Source organism: Streptomyces sp. NEAU-174, from assembly GCF_052665095.1.
This window is the reverse complement of record NZ_JBQTCE010000003.1, coordinates 626,938-648,130: the sequence shown is the minus strand read 5'-3', so window position 1 is coordinate 648,130 and position 21,193 is coordinate 626,938. Positions and strand designations below refer to the sequence as shown.

21 protein-coding genes are annotated in these 21,193 nt (G+C 72.9%); 13 read left to right on the top strand and 8 right to left on the bottom strand.

Features of this window, described 5'->3' with window-relative positions; translation table 11 throughout:
- Positions 1-62: 62 nt before the first annotated feature.
- Complete coding sequence (locus ACT2CW_RS12260; RefSeq protein WP_445516536.1) at positions 63-956, top strand: LysR family transcriptional regulator; 894 nt, start codon at positions 63-65, stop codon at positions 954-956.
- 359 nt (positions 957-1,315) lie between these two features.
- On the opposite strand, the gene ACT2CW_RS12255 is transcribed toward ACT2CW_RS12260, so the two are convergent.
- Both ACT2CW_RS12255 and ACT2CW_RS12250 read right to left on the bottom strand, forming a co-directional pair.
- Positions 1,316-2,152, bottom strand: coding sequence for a transglutaminase-like domain-containing protein (locus ACT2CW_RS12255; RefSeq protein WP_037952200.1), 837 nt, complete (start codon positions 2,150-2,152; stop codon positions 1,316-1,318).
- A gap of 18 nt (positions 2,153-2,170) precedes the next feature.
- Positions 2,171-3,187, bottom strand: a complete 1,017-nt coding sequence (locus tag ACT2CW_RS12250; RefSeq protein ID WP_445516535.1) for a GNAT family N-acetyltransferase — start codon at positions 3,185-3,187, stop codon at positions 2,171-2,173.
- Positions 3,188-3,301: 114 nt separating this feature from the next.
- Here ACT2CW_RS12250 and fdxA point away from each other — a divergent pair, with 114 nt between their 5' ends.
- Together fdxA and dapC are read left to right on the top strand one after the other, a co-directional pair.
- The gene (gene fdxA / locus ACT2CW_RS12245) at positions 3,302-3,628 is read left to right on the top strand and encodes a ferredoxin (protein ID WP_014054705.1); all 327 of its coding nucleotides are present in this window, start codon (positions 3,302-3,304) and stop codon (positions 3,626-3,628) included.
- A 295-nt stretch (positions 3,629-3,923) separates the two neighbouring features.
- Positions 3,924-5,021 carry a succinyldiaminopimelate transaminase gene (gene dapC / locus ACT2CW_RS12240; protein WP_138913961.1) on the top strand — a complete coding sequence of 366 codons (1,098 nt, stop codon included), beginning with the start codon at positions 3,924-3,926 and terminating at the stop codon, positions 5,019-5,021.
- Between the two features lie 671 nt (positions 5,022-5,692).
- Here the strand turns inward: dapC and ACT2CW_RS12235 are convergent.
- Positions 5,693-6,283 (bottom strand): ATP-binding protein, encoded by a 591-nt coding sequence (locus ACT2CW_RS12235; RefSeq protein ID WP_445516534.1) that lies wholly within the window; start codon positions 6,281-6,283, stop codon positions 5,693-5,695.
- Positions 6,284-6,497: 214 nt separating this feature from the next.
- A complete protein-coding gene (locus tag ACT2CW_RS12230) occupies positions 6,498-7,418 on the bottom strand; it encodes a hypothetical protein (RefSeq protein WP_445516533.1) in 921 nt (306 codons plus the stop codon).
- 134 nt (positions 7,419-7,552) lie between these two features.
- Here ACT2CW_RS12230 and dapE point away from each other — a divergent pair, with 134 nt between their 5' ends.
- A complete protein-coding gene (dapE, locus tag ACT2CW_RS12225) occupies positions 7,553-8,623 on the top strand; it encodes a succinyl-diaminopimelate desuccinylase (RefSeq protein ID WP_164429912.1) in 1,071 nt (356 codons plus the stop codon).
- 979 nt (positions 8,624-9,602) lie between these two features.
- On the top strand, positions 9,603-10,352 hold the full coding sequence (locus tag ACT2CW_RS12220; RefSeq protein ID WP_037952212.1) for an LOG family protein: 750 nt from the start codon (positions 9,603-9,605) through the stop codon (positions 10,350-10,352).
- A gap of 52 nt (positions 10,353-10,404) precedes the next feature.
- Here the strand turns inward: ACT2CW_RS12220 and folP are convergent, their stop codons facing one another.
- Entirely contained in the window at positions 10,405-11,265 is an 861-nt protein-coding gene (gene folP / locus ACT2CW_RS12215) for a dihydropteroate synthase (RefSeq protein ID WP_445516532.1), read from the bottom strand.
- A 137-nt stretch (positions 11,266-11,402) separates the two neighbouring features.
- On the opposite strand from folP, the gene ACT2CW_RS12210 reads away from it, so the two are divergent.
- Both ACT2CW_RS12210 and ACT2CW_RS12205 read left to right on the top strand, forming a co-directional pair.
- Positions 11,403-11,921, top strand: a complete 519-nt coding sequence (locus ACT2CW_RS12210) for a cell division protein DivIVA (protein ID WP_445516531.1) — start codon at positions 11,403-11,405, stop codon at positions 11,919-11,921.
- Positions 11,918-12,514, top strand: coding sequence for a DNA-3-methyladenine glycosylase I (locus tag ACT2CW_RS12205; RefSeq protein WP_445516530.1), 597 nt, complete (start codon positions 11,918-11,920; stop codon positions 12,512-12,514). Before ACT2CW_RS12210 ends, ACT2CW_RS12205 begins: the two co-directional genes overlap by 4 nt.
- Positions 12,515-12,550: 36 nt before the next feature.
- On the opposite strand, the gene chcB is transcribed toward ACT2CW_RS12205, so the two are convergent.
- Positions 12,551-13,357, bottom strand: coding sequence for a 2-cyclohexenylcarbonyl CoA isomerase (gene chcB / locus ACT2CW_RS12200; protein ID WP_445516529.1), 807 nt, complete (start codon positions 13,355-13,357; stop codon positions 12,551-12,553).
- Positions 13,358-13,713: 356 nt separating this feature from the next.
- On the opposite strand from chcB, the gene ACT2CW_RS12195 reads away from it, so the two are divergent.
- Positions 13,714-13,881, top strand: a complete 168-nt coding sequence (locus ACT2CW_RS12195) for a DUF3117 domain-containing protein (protein WP_003966491.1) — start codon at positions 13,714-13,716, stop codon at positions 13,879-13,881.
- A gap of 211 nt (positions 13,882-14,092) precedes the next feature.
- Here the strand turns inward: ACT2CW_RS12195 and ACT2CW_RS12190 are convergent, their stop codons facing one another.
- Positions 14,093-14,758: an O-methyltransferase gene (locus ACT2CW_RS12190; RefSeq protein ID WP_182473339.1), complete on the bottom strand. Its 666-nt coding sequence runs from the start codon at positions 14,756-14,758 to the stop codon at positions 14,093-14,095.
- A gap of 130 nt (positions 14,759-14,888) precedes the next feature.
- On the opposite strand from ACT2CW_RS12190, the gene sigE reads away from it, so the two are divergent.
- The 5 genes from sigE (at position 14,889) to ACT2CW_RS12165 (ending at position 19,946) form a co-directional block, all read left to right on the top strand.
- Positions 14,889-15,704 carry an RNA polymerase sigma factor SigE gene (gene sigE / locus ACT2CW_RS12185; RefSeq protein WP_445516528.1) on the top strand — a complete coding sequence of 272 codons (816 nt, stop codon included), beginning with the start codon at positions 14,889-14,891 and terminating at the stop codon, positions 15,702-15,704.
- On the top strand, positions 15,701-16,624 hold the full coding sequence (locus tag ACT2CW_RS12180) for an anti-sigma factor family protein (RefSeq protein WP_445516527.1): 924 nt from the start codon (positions 15,701-15,703) through the stop codon (positions 16,622-16,624). Before sigE ends, ACT2CW_RS12180 begins: the two co-directional genes overlap by 4 nt.
- Before the next feature lie 230 nt (positions 16,625-16,854).
- Entirely contained in the window at positions 16,855-18,588 is a 1,734-nt protein-coding gene (locus ACT2CW_RS12175) for a trypsin-like peptidase domain-containing protein (protein ID WP_445516526.1), read from the top strand.
- A gap of 99 nt (positions 18,589-18,687) precedes the next feature.
- On the top strand, positions 18,688-19,158 hold the full coding sequence (locus tag ACT2CW_RS12170) for a sec-independent translocase (RefSeq protein ID WP_037952227.1): 471 nt from the start codon (positions 18,688-18,690) through the stop codon (positions 19,156-19,158).
- A gap of 119 nt (positions 19,159-19,277) precedes the next feature.
- A complete protein-coding gene (locus ACT2CW_RS12165; protein WP_182473337.1) occupies positions 19,278-19,946 on the top strand; it encodes a hypothetical protein in 669 nt (222 codons plus the stop codon).
- Positions 19,947-20,021: 75 nt separating this feature from the next.
- Here the strand turns inward: ACT2CW_RS12165 and ACT2CW_RS12160 are convergent, their stop codons facing one another.
- Positions 20,022-21,176, bottom strand: a complete 1,155-nt coding sequence (locus tag ACT2CW_RS12160) for an Mrp/NBP35 family ATP-binding protein (RefSeq protein ID WP_138913950.1) — start codon at positions 21,174-21,176, stop codon at positions 20,022-20,024.
- Positions 21,177-21,193: the final 17 nt, after the last annotated feature.

Here is a 21,193-nt window from a genome sequence, read left to right as displayed (position 1 = left end):
ACTAGGAGCTGGGTGGGCATGCGGGAAGCGATGATCTGGCATTTGTGGTATGCGTATGCCGCATGGATATCTCCAGCGCGGGACTGCGGGTCCTGCGGCAGATCGCTGAGTCCGGCAGCTTCACCGCGGCAGCTGCCCGACTCGGCTACACGCAGTCGGCCGTCTCACGCCAGGCCGCCGCCCTCGAACGCAGTGCGGGCACCACCCTGTTCGAACGCCGCTCGGACGGGATACGGCTCACCCCCTCCGGCTTGACCCTGCTGCGGCACGCCCACACGGTCCTGGCCTCGCTCGCAGCGGCCGAGCGTGAGCTTGCTGGCATCGTCCCGCGGACCGAACTGGTGCGGCTCGGGGTTTTCATGAGCGCGGGCGCGGCGATCCTGCCCGCCGCACTCGCGCACCTCGCGGCGGCCGACCCACAGATCACGGTTACCACCAGCGAGGGCACCACACCCGCCCTGATCCGGGCGCTGCGCGCGGGCTCGCTCGACCTCGCCGTGCTGACGTCCCGCCCACCCCACCGGCCCTTCGACGGCGACTCGCCGCGCCTGCACGTCGAGACCGTCACGGACACCGAACTGGTCGTGGCAGTGCCCTCGACCGGAGAGTTCGCCGGACGCACCACGGTGCACGTCGACGAGCTGGTCGACGCCGCGTGGATCGCCACCCCGACATCGAGCTCTGAGCCGCTGCTCGGCGTCTGGCCCGGCCTGCCCGGACGGCCTCGCGTCATCCACTCCGCGCGCGACTGGCTGACGAAGCTCCAGTTGGTCGCCGACGGCTTCGGCGTGGCGACGGTGCCATCCCGGCTCTCACCGGTGCTGCCGCCCGGGGTGAGCCTGCTGCGCGTCGACGGCGCACCCCCCGAGATCCGCAGGGTGCTCGTGGCACGCCTCCCCGGCAACCCCGCCCCGGCGATCACGGCCGTCACCCGAGCGATCACTTCGACCGCCTGAACCGCTGCCAAGGCCGCGCACGATCGCGTGTACCCCTTTCCCCCTCACGGGTGGGCACCGCGGTCACCGTCGGCCTGTTCTTCGCAGTACTGGCGATCGGCTTCGCCGTCGTCACGGCCCTGCACTAACTCCTCGCGCCCCGCGGTCGCATCGTGGCTGGTCGCCCACGCGGCGGAGCCGCATATCGACACAGCCGCGGCGGAGCCGCACATCGACACAGCCCCGCGCCCCTTCGGGGCGCTGCCCGAACCGTAGCGGACTTCCTCCGACCTGCTCAGCGACCTCCGACCTGCTCAGCGACCTCCGACCTGCTCAGCGACCGAAGGGGGCCGCGGGTCGGCGCGGGGGCGGTGGGGCGTTCAGTTCAGCATCGCGCGGGCGGCGCGGGCCTGGCGGCGTATCGTCTCGGCGGCGTCGGGCTCCACCGCCGCCACGACCTCCGCGTACTCCTCCAGCTCCCTGGCGCCGGTCAGGAACTCGCCCCGCTCCACCAGGAGCTTCGCCCGCTCGTAGCGGAGCTCGGCCGGATGGCTGGGCAGCAGCAGGGACAGCTCCAGCGCCCAGAGCCGGACATCGGTGCGCTCGGGGCGGGCGGACGCCCAGGCGCGGATGTTGTTGAGGATCCGCAGCACGATGTCCAGTGGCCCGGCCGGGGTCAGCATCGACGGCGAGAGCGGGGTGCCCGTGGCCCCCGACACCAGCGTCGCCGCGTCCTCGGCGGACAGCGGCCGCCCGCCGTCGAACGGATCGGCCAGCACATGGCCGCCGTAAGGATCGCCGAAGCCCACCACGAAGTGGCCCGGCAGCCCCACCCCGTACACCGGCGCGCCCGCCCGCCGCGCCACCTCCATCCACACCACGGACAGCAGGATCGGCAGCCCGCGGCGGCGCCGCAGCACCTGGTGGAGGAGCGAGGACTCCAGCCGCCGGTAGTCGGCCGGGCCGCCCCGGAAGCCATGGCGCTCGCCGAGGAGGCGGGCCAGCGCGGCGGCCCAGTCCTCGGGGCCGCCGGGGGAGAAGGGGAGCTGACCGGCCAGCCGGTCAAGCTCGATCTGCGCTTCGTCGATTCCGCTCTCGTCCAGGCCGGGGTCGGCCTCCATGCCCACCAGCAGGCACAGCAGTGCCAGATCGGGGCGCTCTTCGCGGGCCGCGTCGGCGAACCAGCGGCGGCGGGAGACGTCGTTCATCCGTGGCATAGCCGCCTCGTACCCTGCTCAGCGCGGATCCTCCCCGGACGCGCGCCAGTGATGGTAGCTGTGGTGGACGGTGAAGCCCATCCCCTCGTAGAGGGCGTGCGCCCCACCATTGTCCGTCTCCACCTGGAGATACGCGGCCGAGGCGCCCTCGTCGAGCGCCTTGCGGGCCAGCGCCGTCATCACGGCCTTGGCCAGGCCCTGGCGCCGCCGCTCCGGGGCGACCTCCACGGCGGTGAACCCGGCCCAGCGGCCGTCCACCACACAACGCCCGATCGCGGCCGGGGCGCCGCCCTCATCCGCCCCTATGGCCGCGAACCACACCGACGGGCCGCCCGACAGCACCGTCCGCGCCTCGGGCGAGGGCTCGCCGGACGACCGCTGGTAGCGGGTCAGCCAGGCGTCGTCGAGTTGGCGGGAGAGCGTCACCGCCGAGGTGTCGGCGTCCAGGTCCCCGATGGGGGCGAGTGCCGCGATCTCCATCCGCGAGGAGACCTCCCGTACCCAGCCGCGGCTCTCCAGCTCCGCGGCGAGCACCTCCTGGGCGCCCTCGGCGCCCGTGCTGACCTGGATGTACGCGGGCAGCTCCCGAGCCGCGTACCATTCGGTCACCCGGCGCAGCGCCGCGTCGAGCCCCATCCCGGGGTCGCCGAGGGGCAGCACCGAGTTGGCGCGCCGGGTGAAGCCGCCGGAGGCGCGCAGCGTCCACTCGCCCAGTGGCTCGCTGGTCACCGGCGGCCAGGCCCGGGCGGCCACCCGGTCCAGCTCGGGCGCGCTCGCGGCGGGGCCGCGGCGGCGGGCCGGAGCGGCGGGCACCACCTTCCCCGCCACCAGGGACGACTCGGCGATCCGCACCGGCTCACCGGTACGCCGGGTGATGGAGAGCGTGCCCTCGGTCCACGATGTGAGAACCCCGACCACGTCGGTGAAGGTCGCGCCGGGCTCACGATCTTCGGTCACAAGCCTGACCGAGACGCGTTTTCCCACGTCATCCGGGGTGATCCGGACTTCGAGACGTCCGCCAGTGGTGAAATCCACAGCTCTGTCAGCCCCTCATGTGCGCTCGGTGCCCAAGAACGGAGATACTAGGTGCGGGCATCGACGACGCCGCGCTCCCGCGCGATAGCAGCCCTAACGAGGAGGAACGACAGCGTGACCTACGTCATCGCGCAGCCTTGTGTCGACCTGAAGGACAAGGCGTGCATCGAGGAGTGCCCCGTCGACTGTATCTACGAGGGCCAGCGGTCCTTGTACATCCACCCGGACGAATGCGTCGACTGTGGGGCCTGTGAGCCGGTCTGCCCGGTCGAGGCGATCTTCTACGAGGACGACACTCCCGAGGAGTGGAAGGACTACTACAAGGCGAACGTCGAGTTCTTCGACGAGCTCGGTTCGCCCGGTGGCGCGAGCAAGCTCGGCCTGATCGAGCGGGACCACCCCTTCATCGCCGCGCTTCCGCCGCAGGAGCACGACGAGTAAACCCCTGCCCCGGCGCCATCGCCCGGAAGCAGTCGGCGGTCCCGTATGGCCTTGTGGCCTGCGGGACCGGGCTGTTTCCCGGGCCTCGCCGGCGCTCCCGCGGTTTCGCCGGGGCTCCAGCGGTCTCTGCGGGGCTCCCGCGGTTTCCGCGGTGCTCCTGCGGTTTCTGCGGGGCTCCCGCGGTTTCTGCCGTGCTCTCGCGGCGTCCGCGGGGCTCCGGCGGTTTCCCCGGCGCTCCGGCGGGTTTCCCCGGGCCCCCTCGGCCCGGGCAGTTCCGAAGAAAGCGAGCCACCCCGTGCCACCCGTCTCCGCCCGCCTCCCGGTCTTCCCCTGGGACCGGCTCGAACCGTACAAGGCGACCGCCGCGGCCCACCCCGACGGCATCGTCGACCTTTCGGTGGGCACCCCCGTCGACCCGGTCCCCGAGCTGATCCGCGCGGCGCTCGCCGACGCCTCGGACAGCCCCGGCTATCCGACCGTCTGGGGCACGGCCGCACTGCGCGACGCCCTCACCGGTTGGGTGGAGCGGCGGCTGGGCGCGGCCGGGGTGACCCACACCCAGGTACTGCCGGTGGTCGGCTCCAAGGAGCTGGTGGCCTCGCTGCCGGCGCAGCTGGGCCTGGGCCCCGGCGACCGGGTCGCCTTCCCGCGCCTCGCCTACCCGACGTACGAGGTGGGCGCGCGGCTGGCGGGCGCCGAGCCGGTGCCGTACGACGAGCCTACGGAGCTCGACCCGGCCGGGCTGAAGCTGCTCTGGCTCAACTCCCCGTCCAACCCCACCGGCCGGGTGCTGTCCGGGGACGAGCTGCGCACCGCGGTCGCCTGGGCCCGTGCCCACGGGGTGCTGGTGGTCAGCGACGAGTGCTATCTGGAGCTGGGCTGGGAGGCCGATCCGGTCTCGGTGCTCCACCCGGAGATCTCCGGCGGCTCCTTCGAGGGGCTGGTGGCGGTCCACTCGCTCTCCAAGCGGTCCAATCTGGCGGGCTACCGGGCGGCCTTCCTCGCCGGTGACGAGGCGGTGCTGGGCGAGCTGCTGAAGATCCGCAAGCACGGCGGGATGATGGTCCCCGCACCGGTGCAGGCGGCCACGGTCGCGGCGCTCGGCGACGACAAGCATGTGACGGAGCAGCGCGAGCGCTACGAGCGGCGCCGGGCCGCGCTGCGGTCGGCGCTGGCGGGCCACGGCTTCCGCATCGAGCACAGCGAGGCGTCGCTGTACCTGTGGGCGACGCGGGACGAGCCCTGCTGGGACACCGTGGGCGCCCTCGCCGAGCTGGGCATCCTGGTGGCCCCGGGCGAGTTCTACGGCGCGGCAGGGGAGCGGCACGTCCGGGTCGCGTTCACGGCGACCGACGAACGCGTGGAGGCGGCGGTCCGCCGGCTGGCGGGCTGAGAGCGGGAGGCCGGCGGGGGCGGCCGATCGCGACGCCTCCGGCGAGCTGCTCCCCTCCCCGCCCCTTCCCGAAACTGGGGCTCCGCCCCAGCCCCCGTTCCGGGGCTCCGCCCCGGGTCCCGGTTTGGGGCTGCGCCCCGGGTCCCGGTTTGGGGCTGCGCCCCGGGTCCCGGTTTGGGGCTGCGCCCCGGGTCCCGGTTTGGGGCTGCGCCCCAGCCCCCGTTTCGGGGCTGTGTCCCGGGCCCTGGTTTGGGGCTGCGTCCCGGGTCCCGGTTCGGGTTTTGCTCCGGGCTCTGGTTCGGGGCTTAGCCCCAGGCTCTGGTCCGGGGCTGCGCCCCAGGCCCCGGTTCGGGTTTTGCTTCGGGCCCTGGTTCGGGGCTTAGCCCCGGGCCCTGGTCCGGGGCTGCGCCCCAGGCTCCGGACCAGGGGCTTCGCCCCAGCTCCCGGACAGGTGCTTCGCCCCTTCCCGGCGCATCGGTGTGCCGCTCCGCCGCGTGGTGGGGCTTTGCACCGGGAGCCGGGGTCCAGGGGCGGAGCCCCTGGTATCGGGAAGGGGCGGGGAGGGGAAAGACCGCGCGGTCCCCGGGACACCCCCGCTACGGGCCGATGGACCCGGAGGGGCCCGGGGAGTGCGAGTGCTCCCCGGGCCCCTGCGTACGTTCGGTGGGCGATCAGCCGAGCAGCGGCAGGCCCTTGATCGGCAGGCCCCTGACCGGGAGGTCCGCGCCCTGCGGGGCGCTGGGCGCGGGGGGCTGCGGGGCGGCGGCCGGCGCGGCCGGGGCGGGCTGCGCGGGCCGCACCGCCTTGCCCTTGCCCTTGGCGTGGGCGCCACCCTTGCCCTTCCCGTGCCCGAGGGCCCGGCCCTCGCTCTTACCGGCGGCCTTGGCGTGGGCGGCCCTGCCCGGGGCGCTCTTGGCGGCCTTGTGGGACTTGGCGCTCTTCCCGCCCTTGGCGGGCTTCGCGGGCTGCGCAGGCTTGGCCGGGGCCACGTTCGCCGGGGCGGCCCGGCCCGGCAGGATCCCCTTGACGGTCCCGCCGGCCTTGCCGCTGACGTCACCCGCCGCGCTCCCGACCTGCTGCGAGGCGACGTCGGCGACCTCACCGACCGAGGCGGCGTCCAGCGAGGACAGCCCCAGGTTGGAGGTCTGCGGCTGGGCCGGCTCCGCCGCACTCGCGGCGCCGGCGGCGCCGACGACGGGAGTCGCGCTCGCCGCGACCAGTAGCGCGACGCGGGCGATCCGACGGGTGAGAGGGAGGGACATGGTGCTCCTTTGACGAGGGGACAATTGGCGTCTGCGTCCGGCGATTCGGACGCTGTGAATACCGCGTGAACCTCGCGAAGGTTGCGGTGCCCCAAGGCAAAGAGTTGGCAATGCGTCGCATTATCCGTTTCTGCGCGTAATACGCCCGGACCATTCCGCCGTACGTACCACGCAATCCACCGTCAGCCGCTCTGAACTGCGGTGATTCCATGCGCTATCGCATCGTGTCGATCCGTACTTCCGCCCCGGAAATCCCCTTGGCCGGACGCCAACCCGCCCCAGAATTCCGTGCGTTCCATTCGCGGTCGCCGTAAGAGACACGTTCGATGCGCAACTCGTCCGAGTGGGCCACTGCCCAGTGCGCGATCTCCCAGCCGCGCTGCCCGGCACGCCCCGGGGCCGCCGCCTTGGGCACCGGAACCAGCACGGTGTGCGGCGAGGGGGCGGCCTGCTGACCGCCGCCGTGCCCGGCCAGGGCCGGCCGCGCCTCCGTCTCCGGGCCGAACTCCCGCTTGAGCGCGGCCCGCACACGCACCGGATCGCCCGCCTCGCCGTCGTCCGGCGGCCCCGGGCAGCTGAGGGCCGCCCCGGAGCGCCCGGTGAGGGCGCCGGTCAGCACCACCGCTTCGGTCTCGTGCTTCGCGTACGCCTGCGGGAAGCCGCTGCGCTGCACCCGCTGCGCCGCCACCGTCAGCGGCAGCCGCGAATAGCCGGGCATCCGCACCAGGTCGTCGTAGAACTGCCCGGCGGCGTAGACCGGATCGCGGATCTGTTGCACACTTCCCCAGCCCTGGGAGGGGCGTTGCTGGAACAGCCCCTGCGAATCCCGGTCGCCGTGGCGGATGTTGCGCAGCCCCGACTCCTGGAGGGCAGTGGCCAGCGCGATGGTGACGGCCCGCTCGGGCAGTCCGCGGGAGGCGGCCACGGCCTCGATCGTGGCGGCGTTCACGGTCTGCTCGGGGGAGAGCCGCACCTGGACGCCGCCCGCCCGTACGACACAGCGCGGCGGTCCCACACCGCCCGTCACCAGCTGCGCCGCCAGATAACCGGCCAGGCCCAGCAGTACGGCACAGGCGACCGCGGCCCGCAGCAGACGGGCGCGGTGGGAGAAGACGGACAGGGGCACGGGCCACACGGTACTGGAGCGTCACGCGGCCTGTTTCCGGTTCCCGGGCGCGGGGTGGGGAACGCCACGTTGGCGGCGGCTGCGGCCGGGGGCCCGGGGCCGGGGCCGCCGGGCGCACGGGCCGACCGGCTAGGGTCGCGGGTATGGCACACCCAGCACTCGACCTGTCCCTGGACGCGGCCCGGCTCACCGCCCGGCTCGTCGACTTCCCCTCGGTCAGCGGTGAGGAGAAGGCGCTCGCCGACGCTGTGGAGCAGGCCCTGCGGGCCCTGCCCCAGCTGACCGTGGACCGGGACGGGGACGCCGTCGTGGCCCGGACGAACCTGGGCCGGGACGAGCGGGTCGTGCTGGCGGGCCATCTGGACACCGTGCCGATCGCCGACAACGTGCCCTCGCGCCTCGACGACGACGGCATCCTGTGGGGCTGCGGCACCTCCGACATGAAGTCCGGCGTCGCCGTACAGCTGCGCATGGCCGCCACGGTGCCCGAGCCCAACCGCGACCTCACCTTCGTCTTCTACGACCACGAGGAGGTCGCCGCCGAGCTCAACGGGCTGGGGCGGCTGGCCAGGAACCACCCCGAGTGGCTGGCCGGGGACTTCGCCGTACTGCTGGAGCCCACCGACGGCAAGGTCGAGGGCGGCTGCCAGGGCACGCTGCGGGTACGGGTGAGCACCCAGGGCCGGCGCGCCCACTCCGCGCGCAGCTGGCTCGGCGAGAACGCCATCCACAAGGCCGCGCCGATCCTGGACCGGCTGGCCGGTTACCTGCCCCGGCGGGCGGAGATCGACGGGCTCACCTATCGCGAGGGCCTCAACGCCGTGACGATCGAGGGCGGCCACGCGACCAATGTCATCCCCGACTTCTGCACGGTGACGGTGAACTTCCGCTTCGCCCCCGACCGCTCCGAGGAGGAGGCGCTCGCGCACGTCCGCGAGGTCTTCACCGGCTTCGAGGTCGAGCTCACCGACAGCGCGCCCGGCGCCCTGCCCGGTCTCGCCCATCCGTCGGCCGCCGCGCTCGTGGCGACGCTCGGGGTGGAGGTGGCGCCCAAGGACGCCTGGACCGATGTGGCCCGCTTCTCGGCGCTCGGCGTGCCCGCCGTGAACTACGGCCCCGGCGATCCGAAGCTGGCCCACACCCGCGAGGAACACGTCCCGGTCGCCGCCGTCCTGGAGGCCGAGGAGCGCCTGCGGGCCTGGCTGAGCAGCTAGGGGCATCCGGCGGCCGGTGACGCCCGCGGCGAGCTGTTCCCCTCCCCGCCCCTCCCCGAAACCGGGGCTCCGCCCCAGCCCCCGGATCGGGGCTGCGCCCCAGGCCCCGGATCGGGGCTGCGCCCCAGGCCCCGGATCGGGGCTGCGCCCCAGGCTCTGGGCCGGGGTTTTGCCTCAGGCTCTGGATCGGGGTTCCGCCCCAGCCCCCGGATCGGGGCTGCGCCTCAGGCCCTGGATCGGGGCTGCGCCCCAGGCCCCGGAGCAGGGCTTGCCCCAGGCTCTGGGCCGGGGTTTTGCCTCAGGCTCTGGATCGGGGTTCCGCCCCAGCCCCCGGACGGGGCTCCGCCTCAGGCCCCGGATCGGGGCTGCGCCCCAGACCCGGATCGGGCTCCGCCTGAGGCCCCGGACCGGGCTCCGCCCGAGATCCTGGATCGGGGCTTTGCCTCAGGCCCCGGATCGGGGCTCCTCCTCAGGCTCTGGATCGGGGCTTTGCCCCAGACCCCGGATCGGGGTTCCGCCTCAGGCCCTGGACCGGGGCTCCGCCCCAGATCCCGGATCGGGGTTTTGCCTCAGGCCCCGGATCGGGACTGCGCCCCAGACCCCGGACGGGGCTCCGCCTCAGGCCCCGGGGCGGGGTTCCGCCCCAGGCCCTGGATCGGGGTTTTGCCCCAGGCCCCGGATCGGGGCTCTGCCCCAGGGCCCGGATTGGGGCTCTGCCCCTTCCCGCGGCATCGATATGCAGCTCCGCCCCGGGCCCCGGGGGTCCAGGGGCGGAGCCCTTGGTAGCGGGAAGGGGCGGGTAGGGGAGAGAGCCCCGCCGGGCACCACACCCCCTAGCGGTGCTAGCCGACCGCGCACCTGTGTGATCAGCGGTTCGGCGGGTGAGCGTGGCCCGGATTTCGGCTGTAGGCCGCCCGGGGGGCCTACCCTGAAGCACAGTTCTTTGACCAGATCTTGGTCTTGGCGAAGGGAGCACTCAGTGGGCAACGCCGAAGAAGAGCGAGCGCTGCGGGAGCAGCGTCTGGGCCCGGTCGTGCGCCGCCGCCATCAGATGCGACCCGAGACGACCGACCAGCGGCTTCTGGACACCCAGGGGGCGACCCACTGGGTGCACGAGGACCCGTTCCGGGTGATGCGCATCCAGTCGGAGTTCGTCGAGGGATTCGGCACCCTGGCCGAGCTGGGCCGGGCGATCAGTGTTTTCGGTTCCGCCCGTACGCCCGAGGGGTCCCCGGAGTACGAGGCGGGGGTGCGGATCGGCCGGGCCCTCGCGGAAGCGGGCTTCGGGGTGATCACCGGCGGCGGCCCCGGCGCGATGGAGGCGGCCAACCGCGGTGCGACCGAGGCGGGCGGTGTCTCGGTCGGCCTGGGCATCGAGCTGCCGTACGAGCAGGGCCTGAACCCGTATGTCGACATCGGGGTCAACTTCCGCTACTTCTTCGTACGGAAGACGATGTTCGTGAAATACGCCCAGGGGTTCGTGGTGCTGCCCGGCGGCCTCGGCACGCTCGACGAGTGCTTCGAGGCGCTCACCCTCGTCCAGACCAGGAAGGTCACCCGCTTCCCGATCGTCCTCTTCGGCAGCGCCTACTGGAAGGGCCTGGTCGACTGGCTCACCAACACCCTCATCGCCGAGGGCAAGGCGTCCCCGCACGACCTGGACCTGTTCCACCTCACCGATGACATCGACGAGGTGATCGACCTGGTGACCAAGGAGTCCGGTCCCTGACCGAGGGCGCCCCGTCCCCTCACGGCCACTCAGGCCGATCCCCACGGCCCACTCAGGCCAGTCCCCGGCGGGCGACCGCCGGGGGCCGGTGGCCCGCGATGGACGACACCATGTCCAGCACCTGACGGGTCTCCGCCACCTCGTGCACCCGGTAGATCCGGGCCCCCAGCCAGGCCGACACGGCGGTCGTCGCGAGCGTGCCGATCAGCCGCTCCTTGACCGGCCGGTCCAGGCTCTCCCCGACGAAGTCCTTGTTGGACAGCGAGACCAGGACGGGCCAGCCGGTCTCCGTCAGCTCGCCCAGCCGGCGCGTCGCCTCCAGCGAGTGGCGGGTGTTCTTACCGAAGTCATGGCCCGGGTCGATCATGATCCCGTCACGCCGCACCCCCAGCTCGACGGCGCGCTCCGCGAGCTCCAGAGTGACCCGCAGGATGTCCTCCACCACATCGTCGTAGCCGACCCGGTGCGGGCGGGTGCGCGGCTGGGCCCCGCCCGCGTGGGTGCACACCAGCCCGGCGCCGAACCGGGCGGCGACCTCGGCCAGCTTGGGGTCGACCCCGCCCCAGGCGTCGTTGAGCACATCAGCGCCCGCGGCGCAGACCGCCTCGCCGACCTCATGGCGCCAGGTGTCCACGCTGATCACCACGTCCGGATGGCGCCTGCGCACCTCGGCCACGAAGTCCACCGTGCGGCGCGCCTCCTCCTCGGCGCTCACCTCGTCGCCAGGACCGGCCTTGACGCCGCCGACGTCGATGATCGCGGCGCCGTCCGCGACCGCCTGCTCCACCCGGGCCAGGGCGGGCTCGTCGCTGAAGGTCGCACCCTGGTCGTAGAAGGAATCCGGCGTCCGGTTCACGATCGCCATGATCACCCGGTCGTTCTCGCCGAACTCGCGTCGTCCCAGCCGCAGCATCGAACTTCCCTCACGTCTTCTTCCAGGTTGCGGGCAGCGACGATAACTGTCCGAGGGGCATGGCACGATCGGGGCAGACAGTTATCGAGGCCGACGGACACAGACTCAACCATGCATCTGACGGGGAGACGATCACCGTGTTCTTGTTCTTGCTGATCGCGCTGGTCGTGGTGGTCGGCGGGGTCACGCTCGCCGTCGTCGGCGGCGGTGACGGCCCGCTCACCGACGCGCCCCCCGACCGGCTGGACGATCCGCTGCCCGCCGACCGGCCGCTGGCGCGCGCCGATGTGGAGGGGCTGCGGATCCCCATGACGCTGCGTGGCTACCGGATGGCGGATGTCGACGATGTGCTGGGCCGCCTCGGCGCCGAGCTCGCCGAGCGGGACGCCCGGATCGCCGAGCTGGAGGCGGCGCTCGCCGGTCCGCGCCCGAAGCCCTTGTCGCACTCCGGGCCCGGCCCCGATCCGCTGTCGGCCCCGGAGAGCGACCATGGCTTCGGGCCGGGCGGCATCGAGGGCCCCGGGCCCGAGCGGCGCGGCTTGCAGGACGGCGGCTTCGAGGACGGCTTCGAGGGCAGGGGCTTCGACGCCTTCGGGCGGCGCGGTTTCGAGGGGAACGGCATCGAGGGCCGCGGATACGAAGGGCATGGCGCATGAGCGAGCAGGGTGTGGTCGAGGGGCCGGACGGTCTGCCGCGCTGTCCCTGGGGCCTGGAGAGCGAGACCATGGCCGACTACCGCGTCTACCACGACACGGAGTGGGGCCGCCCGGTGCACGGCGATGACGCGCTCTATGAGCGGATCTCCCTGGAAGCGTTCCAGTCCGGGCTGTCCTGGCTGACGATCCTGCGCCGCCGGGAGGGGTTCCGGGCCGCCTTCGCCGACTTCTCGATCAAGAAGGTCGCGGAGTTCACCGAGGCCGACGAGGCGCGGCTGCTCGCCGACCCCGGCATCATCCGCAACCGCGCCAAGATCGCCGCCACGATCGCCAACGCCCGCGCCGCCGCGGCCCTGGCCCCCGGTGAGCTGAGCGAGCTGATCTGGTCCCACGCCCCGGCGCCCGACGGCCGCCCGGTCCCGCGGACCTTCGCCGATGTCCCCGCGATCACCCCGGAGTCCACGGCCCTCAGCCGCGACCTCAAGAAGCACGGCTTCCGCTTCGTCGGCCCCACCACGGCCTATGCGCTGATGCAGGCATGCGGCCTGGTCAACGACCATCTGGCCGACTGCCACATCCGCGACGCGGTCTGAGCGCCCCGGCATCCGGGCGGCCGGGGCGGGGTCCCGTCAGCGGCCGGTGAACCTCGGCTTCTCCTTGTTCACGAACGCGTTCACCGCGATGGCGTGGTCGTCCGAGGCCCCCGCGCGGCGCTGCAACTCGTCCTCCATGGCCAGGGCCTCGGTGAGGGTGTGGCCCGCGGCGAAGGCCAGGGACTCCTTGATCGCGGCATAGGCCGCGGTGGGGCCCTCGGCCAGCCGCCGGGCGACCGCCGCCGCATCGGTGGCCAGCTCCTCCGCCGGGACCACCCGGTGGGCGATGCCCAGGCCGAGCGCCTCCTGGGCGTCGATGGTGCGCGGGAAGAGCAGCAGATCCGCCGCCCGGCCGTAGCCGATCAGCCGCTGAAGGGTCCAGGAGACACCCGAGTCGGCGGTCAGCGCGACCCCGGCGAAGGAGGTGTTGAAGGAGGCGGTGTCGGCGACGATCCGGTAGTCGGCGGCGAAGGCGAAGCCCGCCCCGGCGCCCGCCGCGACGCCGTTGACCGCGGCGACCACCGGCTTCGGCATCCCGGCGATCGCGGTGACGATCGGGTTGTAGTGCAGCGCCACCGTGCTCATGGTCGAGCCCTCGCCGCTGCCGTCGCGGTCGGCGGCCAGCAGACTGGTGTGCTCCTTGAGGTCCTGGCCGACGCAGAAGGCGCGCGGCCCGGAGCCGGTGAGCAGCACGGCCCGTACCGCCGGGCTCTCCGCGGCCTCCAGCAGTGCGTCGCGCAGCGCCTCCTTGGTGGCGATGTTCAGGGCGTTCATCGCGTCGGGACGGTTCAGCGTGATCGTCGCGAGACCCTCGGTGAGGTCGTAGAGCACGGTGTCGGCCATGGCGGTCCTCCGGCGGTGGGGCGAGGCGGGTGGGCGGCTCGGGCTGCGGCCGCACCGGCGGGCCCGGGAGAAGGCCCGCCGCGGCGGTCAGCGCACAGCATGCCGGAGATCATGACCGACCGACATGTGACCTGCGTCAAAGAACCGACCCTTCGTTCGGTGACGGCGGGCGTACGCTACCGCGATCCCCTCCCCGAATTGAGTGGTTTTGGGGGAGCGCCTCGTACAGGCGTTGCCGACCGATGTTGGTCATCGGGTCGTGCCATGCGGGATAATGACGGGGAAGCAACGTGTTCGATGCCGGTGACACCTGGGTTGTCGGCTGCGATGAGCTGGTTTCAGGAAGGGGAACGAGCATGGCGGCCATGAAGCCGCGGACGGGCGACGGCCCGCTCGAGGTGACCAAGGAGGGGCGGGGCATCGTCATGCGCGTTCCGCTCGAAGGCGGCGGTCGGCTCGTCGTCGAGCTGACACCGGACGAGGCCGACGCCCTCGGCGACGCCCTGAAGAAGGTTGTCGGCTGACGGCTTGCGGCCCACCATCACCCGCGCGCTGCCCCGGCGGCCGGTACGTCAGGTACCGACCGCCGGGGCAGCGCTTGTAGGGGGGTCCGCCGGAAGCGGCGGACGGCTGTTCCCGGCCCTTCCGGCTGCTCTCGGCCCTTCCGACTGTTCCGGCCGCGCGGATTCGGCCCGGTCCGGCCGCCCGGATTCAGCCCCGACCGGCCGCCCGGATTCAGCCCCGCTTGACCGCGCAGAGCAGGCCGTCGCCGACCGGCAGCAGGGACGACTGGAGCACGGTGGACTCCCGTACGGTCCGCAGCAGCTCGCGCACCCGCAGCACCTCCGTGGGCTGGGCCGCGGAGTCCACGGTCCGCCCGTTGGTGAAGACCCCCTCGAAGCAGACCAGTCCGCCTGGCCGCAGCAGCCGCAACGATTCGGCGAGGTAGTCCAGGCACTCCAGCCGGTCGCCGTCGCAGAAGACCAGGTCGTATCCGCCGTCGGCCAGCCGGGGCAGCACGTCGAGGGCGCGGCCGGGGATGAAGCGGGCCCGGTTCCCGGTGAATCCGGCCTCGCGGAACGCCTGCCGGGCGAACTGCTGCATCTCCGGTTCGGTGTCCACGGTGGTCAGCACGCCGTCCGGGCGCATTCCGCGCAGCAGATGGATTCCGGAGACGCCCGTTCCGGTGCCGATCTCGGCGACGACCTTGGCGTCGGCGGTGGCAGCGAGCAGCCGCAGCGCGGCGCCGGTGCCCGCCGACACCGAGCGCAGCCCTGCTTCCCGGGCCCGGTCACGGGCCCAGTGAAGGGCTTCGTCCTCGGCGACGAACGCGTCGGCGAACGCCCAGCTCGTCTGCCGGTTGCCGGTAATGACCGTCTCCTGTCCCCGTAGTTGGCGCAACGGTGACTGTATCCGCTGCGCACGGGAACCCGCAGATGGGACCAGGCGTTGTAGAGGCCGGGGGGACCGTATGGATCACGACCAAATGCAGGTCAAAAATGCTTATCCGGAGCTAACGGGCGAGGTGGATATGGTAGGGGCTCTACTGGAGACCACCAGAGCCGACAGGGGAGGTGCGGCTGCGGCCGGTGACCGGCGAGTGCTGAAGCGCTTTCGCAGGTCAGCGGGCGAGCCGAAATCCGTGACCAACACCGCTGACCGTTCTCACCCCCGTAGCCCGAAGGGCACGGGAGGTGCGCCTCTCACCGAGTCCGCCACCACCGCGACCTTCGCCACGGATGCGGACGCGGCGTGGACGCCTCCCACCTGGGAGGAGATCGTCAGCACTCACAGCGCACGGGTCTACCGCCTCGCCTACCGGCTCACCGGTAACCAGCACGATGCCGAGGACCTCACCCAGGAAGTGTTCGTCCGCGTCTTCCGCTCGCTGTCGACGTACACCCCGGGCACCTTCGAGGGCTGGCTGCACCGCATCACCACCAATCTCTTCCTCGACATGGTCCGCCGTCGGCAGCGCATCCGCTTCGACGCGCTCGGCGAGGACGCGGCGGAGCGGCTCCCCAGCCGCGAGCCCTCTCCCCAGCAGCACTTCAACGACACCCATTTCGACGCGGATGTGCAGCAGGCGCTGGACACCCTCGCCCCGGAGTTCCGCGCCGCCGTGGTGCTCTGTGACATCGAGGGGCTGTCGTACGAGGAGATCGCGGCCACCCTGGGCGTCAAGCTGGGCACCGTGCGCAGCCGTATCCACCGTGGCCGCTCGCATCTGCGCAAGGCGCTCCAGCACCGCGCCCCCGCGGCGCGGACCGGTCAGCAGCATGAGGTCGCCGCGGCGGCGCCGGGTGTCACGGCCCCCCGGCTGAGCGGGGAGGTCGGAATCGCGTGACCCGATCAGGCGGTCCGTCCCCCGCCGAGCAGCATCTCGGCGACCGCCTTGCGGCTCTGGTCGACGGTGAGCTGGGGCATGACGCGCGGGAGCGCGTCCTCGCCCATCTCGCCACCTGCTGCAAGTGCAAGGCGGAGGCCGATGCTCAGCGTCGGCTGAAAAACGTGTTCGCCCAGACGGCGCCCCCGGCACCGTCGGAGGGCTTTCTGGCCCGGCTCCAGGGCCTGCCGGCCGCGGGCGGCGATGACGGTATGGGTGGCTCCCCGTTCGGGGGCTCGGGCGTCTTCGGCTCGCGCGATCTGCGCGGCGGATCGCGGGACGTGCGTGAACTGGGCGATGTGCGGGAGCCGGAGGAGAGACGGGAGCGGGCGTTCGCCTTCGTGCCCACGATGCCCCCGGGCACCGCGATCGCACCGGCGGCGTCGGCCCGTGCCTCGCGTCAGCGCGGCTTCCGGATCCATGAGGTCGAGCGCCCCGCTCCGCGCCGCAGGTTCGCCTTCGCGGCGGCCGGAGCGGTCTCCCTGGCGGCCTTCGCGCTCGGCGCGGCCCTGCCGCTGGACGCGGCGGTCGACCCCCCGGGCAATTCGGCCGACGGCGCCGACACCGCGGTCTCCCCGGCGGCCGCCGACACCGCCGTGAACGCGGGCGTGCGGGAGCGCACCCGCCAGGAGGTGGGCCTGCTGGCCACCACGGACACGCGTACGGGCGCCCCGTCCCCGACGGCCACCCCGTACCCACCGTCCCTGCGCCAGCCCGTGGCGGCGCTGAATCCGCTGATACAGCCGATTCTGTCGGTCACGGAGCTGCTGCGGACGTCGAACTCCACGCCCCCGGCCCCCCGGCCGACCCAGCTGGAGGTCCCGTCCGGGCCCGCGTCGGGCGGCTCGCCGTACCTCGGGGTCAGCGCGCCCCCGAAGTAGCGCGGAAGAAGTGGCACGGAAGAAGTAGCGCGGAAGCGGCACGACGGCGGTCACGGCCCCCCGTCTCCGGCTGCCCGCGTCTTTGCCGATCATGACAAGGTCTTTTCGTCCGCCCTGCGCGAGCGCCGACGGACCTGATTGAATCGCCTCCGGGCAGCGTGACCCGGAGGCGGCGATGTATGCCCCGGACGGGTGCGGTCCCTGCCTGTCTGCGGGAACTTGGGGAGAGCATGGACGAGCCGATGGCCAAGGCCCCTGGGCCCAAGCCGAAGCCGAAGTGGTGGAGCCGCCCGGCCGCCGCGCGACCCGGCGACCGGCCGAACGACGCGGCGGAGGGCGCCGAGGAGCGTACGGAGGCGGCTGCCGAGCGGGTGGCGCCGGAGCCGGTGGACGCCCCCGTGGAGGGCCCGGCGCCCGAGGAGCGGGCGCCCCGGCCGTTGCACGAGCCCGATCCGTACAGCACCCCGCCCTACGGCGACCCCGGGCCCTGGGCCCCGGCCCCGCCCGTTCAGCATCCGGTGGCGACCCCCGCGCAGGGCACGCATGTCCCGCCCGGGATGGCTCAGGCGCCGCCACAGACACCGTCCCAGGCGCCCGGGGTGACCCCGCCCCCCGGCACCACCGTGCCGCCCGCCGCGGGGCCCGTACCGGGCCAGAGCGCGCCCCCGCCCCTGCCGGGGCACCCCGGAATGACCCCGCCGCACGGCACACAGCTGCCCCCGGGCCCCGGAGAGCCCCACCAGGGCCACCAGGGGGGCGCGCCCCTGGCCCAGCCCGCCCAGAACGTCCAGTGGGGCGGCTACGACCCGTGGACCGTGGTCCCGCCGCCCGCCGAGCGCGAGCGGAAGACCGTCTCCCGCCGCGGCGCCTGGATCGCCGTGCTGCTGATCGCCCTGGTCGCGGGGTGCCTCGGTGGCGGTATCGGCGCCTACGCGGAACGGGACCGCGCCTCCGGGGGCGTCGATGTGAAGCTGCCGCAGGCCCCGGTCGAGAAGGAGGCCAGGTCCCCGGGGAGCGTCGCCGGGATCGCCGCCCGCTCGCTGCCCGGCGTGGTGACCATCCATGTGCGCGGCGGCGCGGAGGAGGGCACCGGCACCGGCTTCGTCCTCGACAAGCAGGGCCACATCCTCACCAACAACCACGTCGTCCAGCCCGCCGGCACGGACGGCGACATATCGGTGACCTTCAACGGCGGCCAGGACGCCAAGGCCGAGGTGATCGGCCGGGACGCCGGGTACGACCTCGCGGTGATCAAGGTGGACCGCGTTTCCGGGCTCACCCCGCTGCCGCTGGGCAACTCCGACTCCGTGCGTGTCGGCGACCCCGTCGTGGCCATCGGCGCCCCCTTCGACCTGGCGGGCACGGTCACCTCCGGGATCATCAGCGCCAAGGAGCGCCCCATCACCGCGGGCGGCGAGAAGGAGGACGGCAGCGACGTCAGCTATGTCGACGCGCTCCAGACCGACGCCCCGATCAACCCGGGCAACTCCGGCGGCCCCCTGGTCGACCGCAAGGCGCGGGTCATCGGGATCAACAGCGCGATCCGGGCCGCCGACGACGGCTCGGGCCTCGGCGGCGGCCAGGGCGGCAGCATCGGCCTGGGCTTCGCCATCCCGATCAACCAGGGCAAGCGGGTCGCCGAGGAGCTGATCAACACCGGGAAGGCCACCCATCCGGTCATCGGCGTCACCCTCGACATGGGCTACACGGGCGACGGTGCCCGGGTGAACACCAAGGGTGCCGACGGCGGCGCCCCGGTCACCGCGGGCGGCCCCGGCGACAAGGCGGGGATCAAGCCGGGTGACGTGATCACGGAGGTGGACGGCGTCCGGGTGCACAGCGGCCAGGAGCTGATCGTGAAGATCCGCAGCCACCGCCCCGGGGACCGGCTCGGGCTCACCGTCCGGCGCGACGGCAAGGAGCGCGCCGCGGAGCTGACCCTGGGCTCGGCGAGCAGCGGCTGACGCCCGTTGTTGGCCCGGCCGTCTCCCGCGCCGACCCCACCGCCAGGTACGGTATTGAGTGGCCCAGGCCGGGGCCCAGACGTCTTGAGGAGCTGCAAGGTGTTGGACATAGGACCTCTCGAGCTTGTCGCGCTCGTTGTCCTTGCGGTGCTCGTCTTCGGCCCGGACAAGCTCCCGAAGGTGATTCGGGACGTGACGCAGTTCATCCGGAAGATCCGGGAGTTCTCCGACAGTGCCAAGGAGGACATCCGCTCCGAGCTGGGGCCGGAGTTCAAGGACTTCGAGTTCGAGGACCTCAACCCCAAGACGTTCGTGCGCAAGCACGTGCTGGACTCGGATGAGCTGGGCCTGAAGGAGATCCGTAACGGCTTCGACCTCCGTAAGGAGATGGCCGAGGTCGCCGACGCGGTGCACGGCCGGGAGAGTGATCCGCCGCAGGGCTCTTCAGGGGCTTCCGGCACCACCCCGCTGTCCCTGTCCAAGGACGACTCCAGCACGCCTGACCTGCTGCGCAAGCGCGAGGAGCCGGGGCGCGAGGAGCGTCCGCCTTTCGACTCCGACGCCACTTGATCCCCCCGTATGCCCGGCCTGGTTGACCCGTATGGCTATCCTCCCTTTGTCCGGGGTGAGGGTCGCCCGAGGGGGGCGGGCCGCCCACGACGCAGGGCACACGAGGAGGCCGCGCGCACATGGAGACCACGGGTCGGCTAGGGGAACGAGGGGTGGCAGCGGCCACGCAGGGGATGCCCGCCGATGCCCGGCGGAGCGTCGACGGCTATCTGATGGCGGCCTTCCCCTGGTACGGGCTTGACGAGGCGTTCACCGGCCCCCGCTGGCTGATGCAGGTGGGTGCGGCGGCGGACGGCATCGTCGAGTACGGCTCGACCGGCCATGGCGAGGAGCCGTCCCTGAAGGTCGAGACCGATATGGACCAGCAGCGCTTCACGGTCGTCGTCACCGTCGCCAGCCGCCCGGGGCGGGACAGCGCCGACGGCACCGGCAAGCTGGAGGCCACCTCGGTCTCCTCGGCCGCCTGGCTGGCCGGGTCCGGTCTGTTGTCGTGCACCTGGCCGACCCGCATGGAGCGGGCGCTGCGCCAGGACTGGCTGGACCAGCAGACCGCGATCGCCTGGGAGCTGGCGGACGATCTGGCGGGCGAGAGCTGGTCGCAGCTGTCGCTTCCGGTGGACGGGGTGCCGACCGACTTCCACTACCGCGAGTCGGAGTACGGCTGGGTGCTGGCCGGTACGGCGAACGAGGACGTGCACATCGGGGCGTACGGGCGCGGGATGAGCGCATACGGCCTGGGCTTCGCCGTCGTGAAGGACATCGCCCGCTACGACGGGCAGGACGGGTAGGGCCGTACACGGCTGAGGGGCGGTTTCCCCGGGAAACCGCCCCTCAGCCCCGCTCAGAACCTGCCAGAACCTGTTTCAGAACTTGTTGCGCGGGGTGACGCCCAGCGACATGCCCGCGAGGCCGCGCTGGCGCCCGCCGATCTTGCCCGCGATCGCCTTGAGCGCGCTGCCCGCCGGGGAGTCGGGGTCGGTCAGCACGACCGGCTTGCCCTCGTCGCCGCCCTCGCGCAGCCGTACGTCGATCGGGATGGCGCCCAGCACCGGCACCGTCGTACCCGTGGTCCGGCTGAGCCCGTCGGCGACCACCTGGCCACCACCGGTGCCGAAGACGTCGACCATCTCGTCGCAGTGCGGGCAGGGCAGCCCGGACATGTTCTCCACCACGCCGACGATCTTCTGATGGGTCTGGACGGCGATCGCGCCGGCCCGCTCGGCGACCTCGGCCGCGGCCTGCTGCGGCGTGGTCACCACCAGGATCTCGGCGTTGGGCACCAGCTGGGCGACGGAGATCGCGATGTCGCCGGTGCCCGGGGGGAGGTCGAGCAGCAGCACATCGAGGTCGCCCCAGTAGACATCGGCCAGGAACTGCTGGAGCGCGCGGTGCAGCATCGGCCCCCGCCAGACCACCGGGGCGTTCCCCGGGGTGAACATCCCGATCGAGATCACCTTCACGCCGTTCGCCGACGGCGGCATGATCATGTTCTCGACCTGGGTGGGCCGTCCGTCGGCGCCCAGCATGCGGGGCACCGAGTGGCCGTAGATGTCGGCGTCCACCACGCCGACCTTGAGCCCGTCGGCGGCCAGCGCGGCGGCCAGGTTGACCGTCACCGAGGACTTGCCGACCCCGCCCTTGCCGGAGGCCACCGCGTACACCCGGGTCAGCGAGCCGGGCTTGGCGAAGGGCACCTCGCGCTCGGCCTGGCCGCCGCGCAGCGAGGCGGCCAGCTCACGCCGCTGCTCGTCGCTCATCACCTCGAGGTCGACCGTGACTCCGGTCACACCCTCGACCCCGGCGACCGCCGTCCGCACATTGCCGGTGATCGTGTCCCGCATCGGACAGCCGGAGACCGTGAGGTAGACCACCACGGCGACCGAGCCATCCGCCGCGATCTCGACGGATTTGACCATGCCGAGTTCGGTGATCGGCTTGTGGATCTCCGGGTCGTTGACCGTCGCGAGCGCGGCGCGTACCGCGTCTTCGCTCGGCGCTGGGAGGGTGTCGGTAGCCATACGGAGATGGTACGGCG

Excerpts from the sequence above, each read along its gene's own strand:
- ACT2CW_RS12260 (WP_445516536.1), top strand. The coding sequence starts at position 63 with ATGGATATCTCCAGCGCGGGACTGCGGGTCCTGCGGCAGATCGCTGAG.
- ACT2CW_RS12255 (WP_037952200.1), bottom strand. The coding sequence starts at position 2,152 with ATGCCACGGATGAACGACGTCTCCCGCCGCCGCTGGTTCGCCGACGCG.
- ACT2CW_RS12235 (WP_445516534.1), bottom strand. The coding sequence starts at position 6,283 with ATGTCCCTCCCTCTCACCCGTCGGATCGCCCGCGTCGCGCTACTGGTC.
- dapE (WP_164429912.1), top strand. The coding sequence starts at position 7,553 with ATGGCACACCCAGCACTCGACCTGTCCCTGGACGCGGCCCGGCTCACC.
- folP (WP_445516532.1), bottom strand. The coding sequence starts at position 11,265 with ATGCTGCGGCTGGGACGACGCGAGTTCGGCGAGAACGACCGGGTGATC.
- ACT2CW_RS12205 (WP_445516530.1), top strand. The coding sequence starts at position 11,918 with ATGAGCGAGCAGGGTGTGGTCGAGGGGCCGGACGGTCTGCCGCGCTGT.
- chcB (WP_445516529.1), bottom strand. The coding sequence starts at position 13,357 with ATGGCCGACACCGTGCTCTACGACCTCACCGAGGGTCTCGCGACGATC.
- ACT2CW_RS12195 (WP_003966491.1), top strand. The coding sequence starts at position 13,714 with ATGGCGGCCATGAAGCCGCGGACGGGCGACGGCCCGCTCGAGGTGACC.
- sigE (WP_445516528.1), top strand. The coding sequence starts at position 14,889 with ATGGTAGGGGCTCTACTGGAGACCACCAGAGCCGACAGGGGAGGTGCG.
- ACT2CW_RS12175 (WP_445516526.1), top strand. The coding sequence starts at position 16,855 with ATGGACGAGCCGATGGCCAAGGCCCCTGGGCCCAAGCCGAAGCCGAAG.
- ACT2CW_RS12165 (WP_182473337.1), top strand. The coding sequence starts at position 19,278 with ATGGAGACCACGGGTCGGCTAGGGGAACGAGGGGTGGCAGCGGCCACG.
- ACT2CW_RS12160 (WP_138913950.1), bottom strand. The coding sequence starts at position 21,176 with ATGGCTACCGACACCCTCCCAGCGCCGAGCGAAGACGCGGTACGCGCC.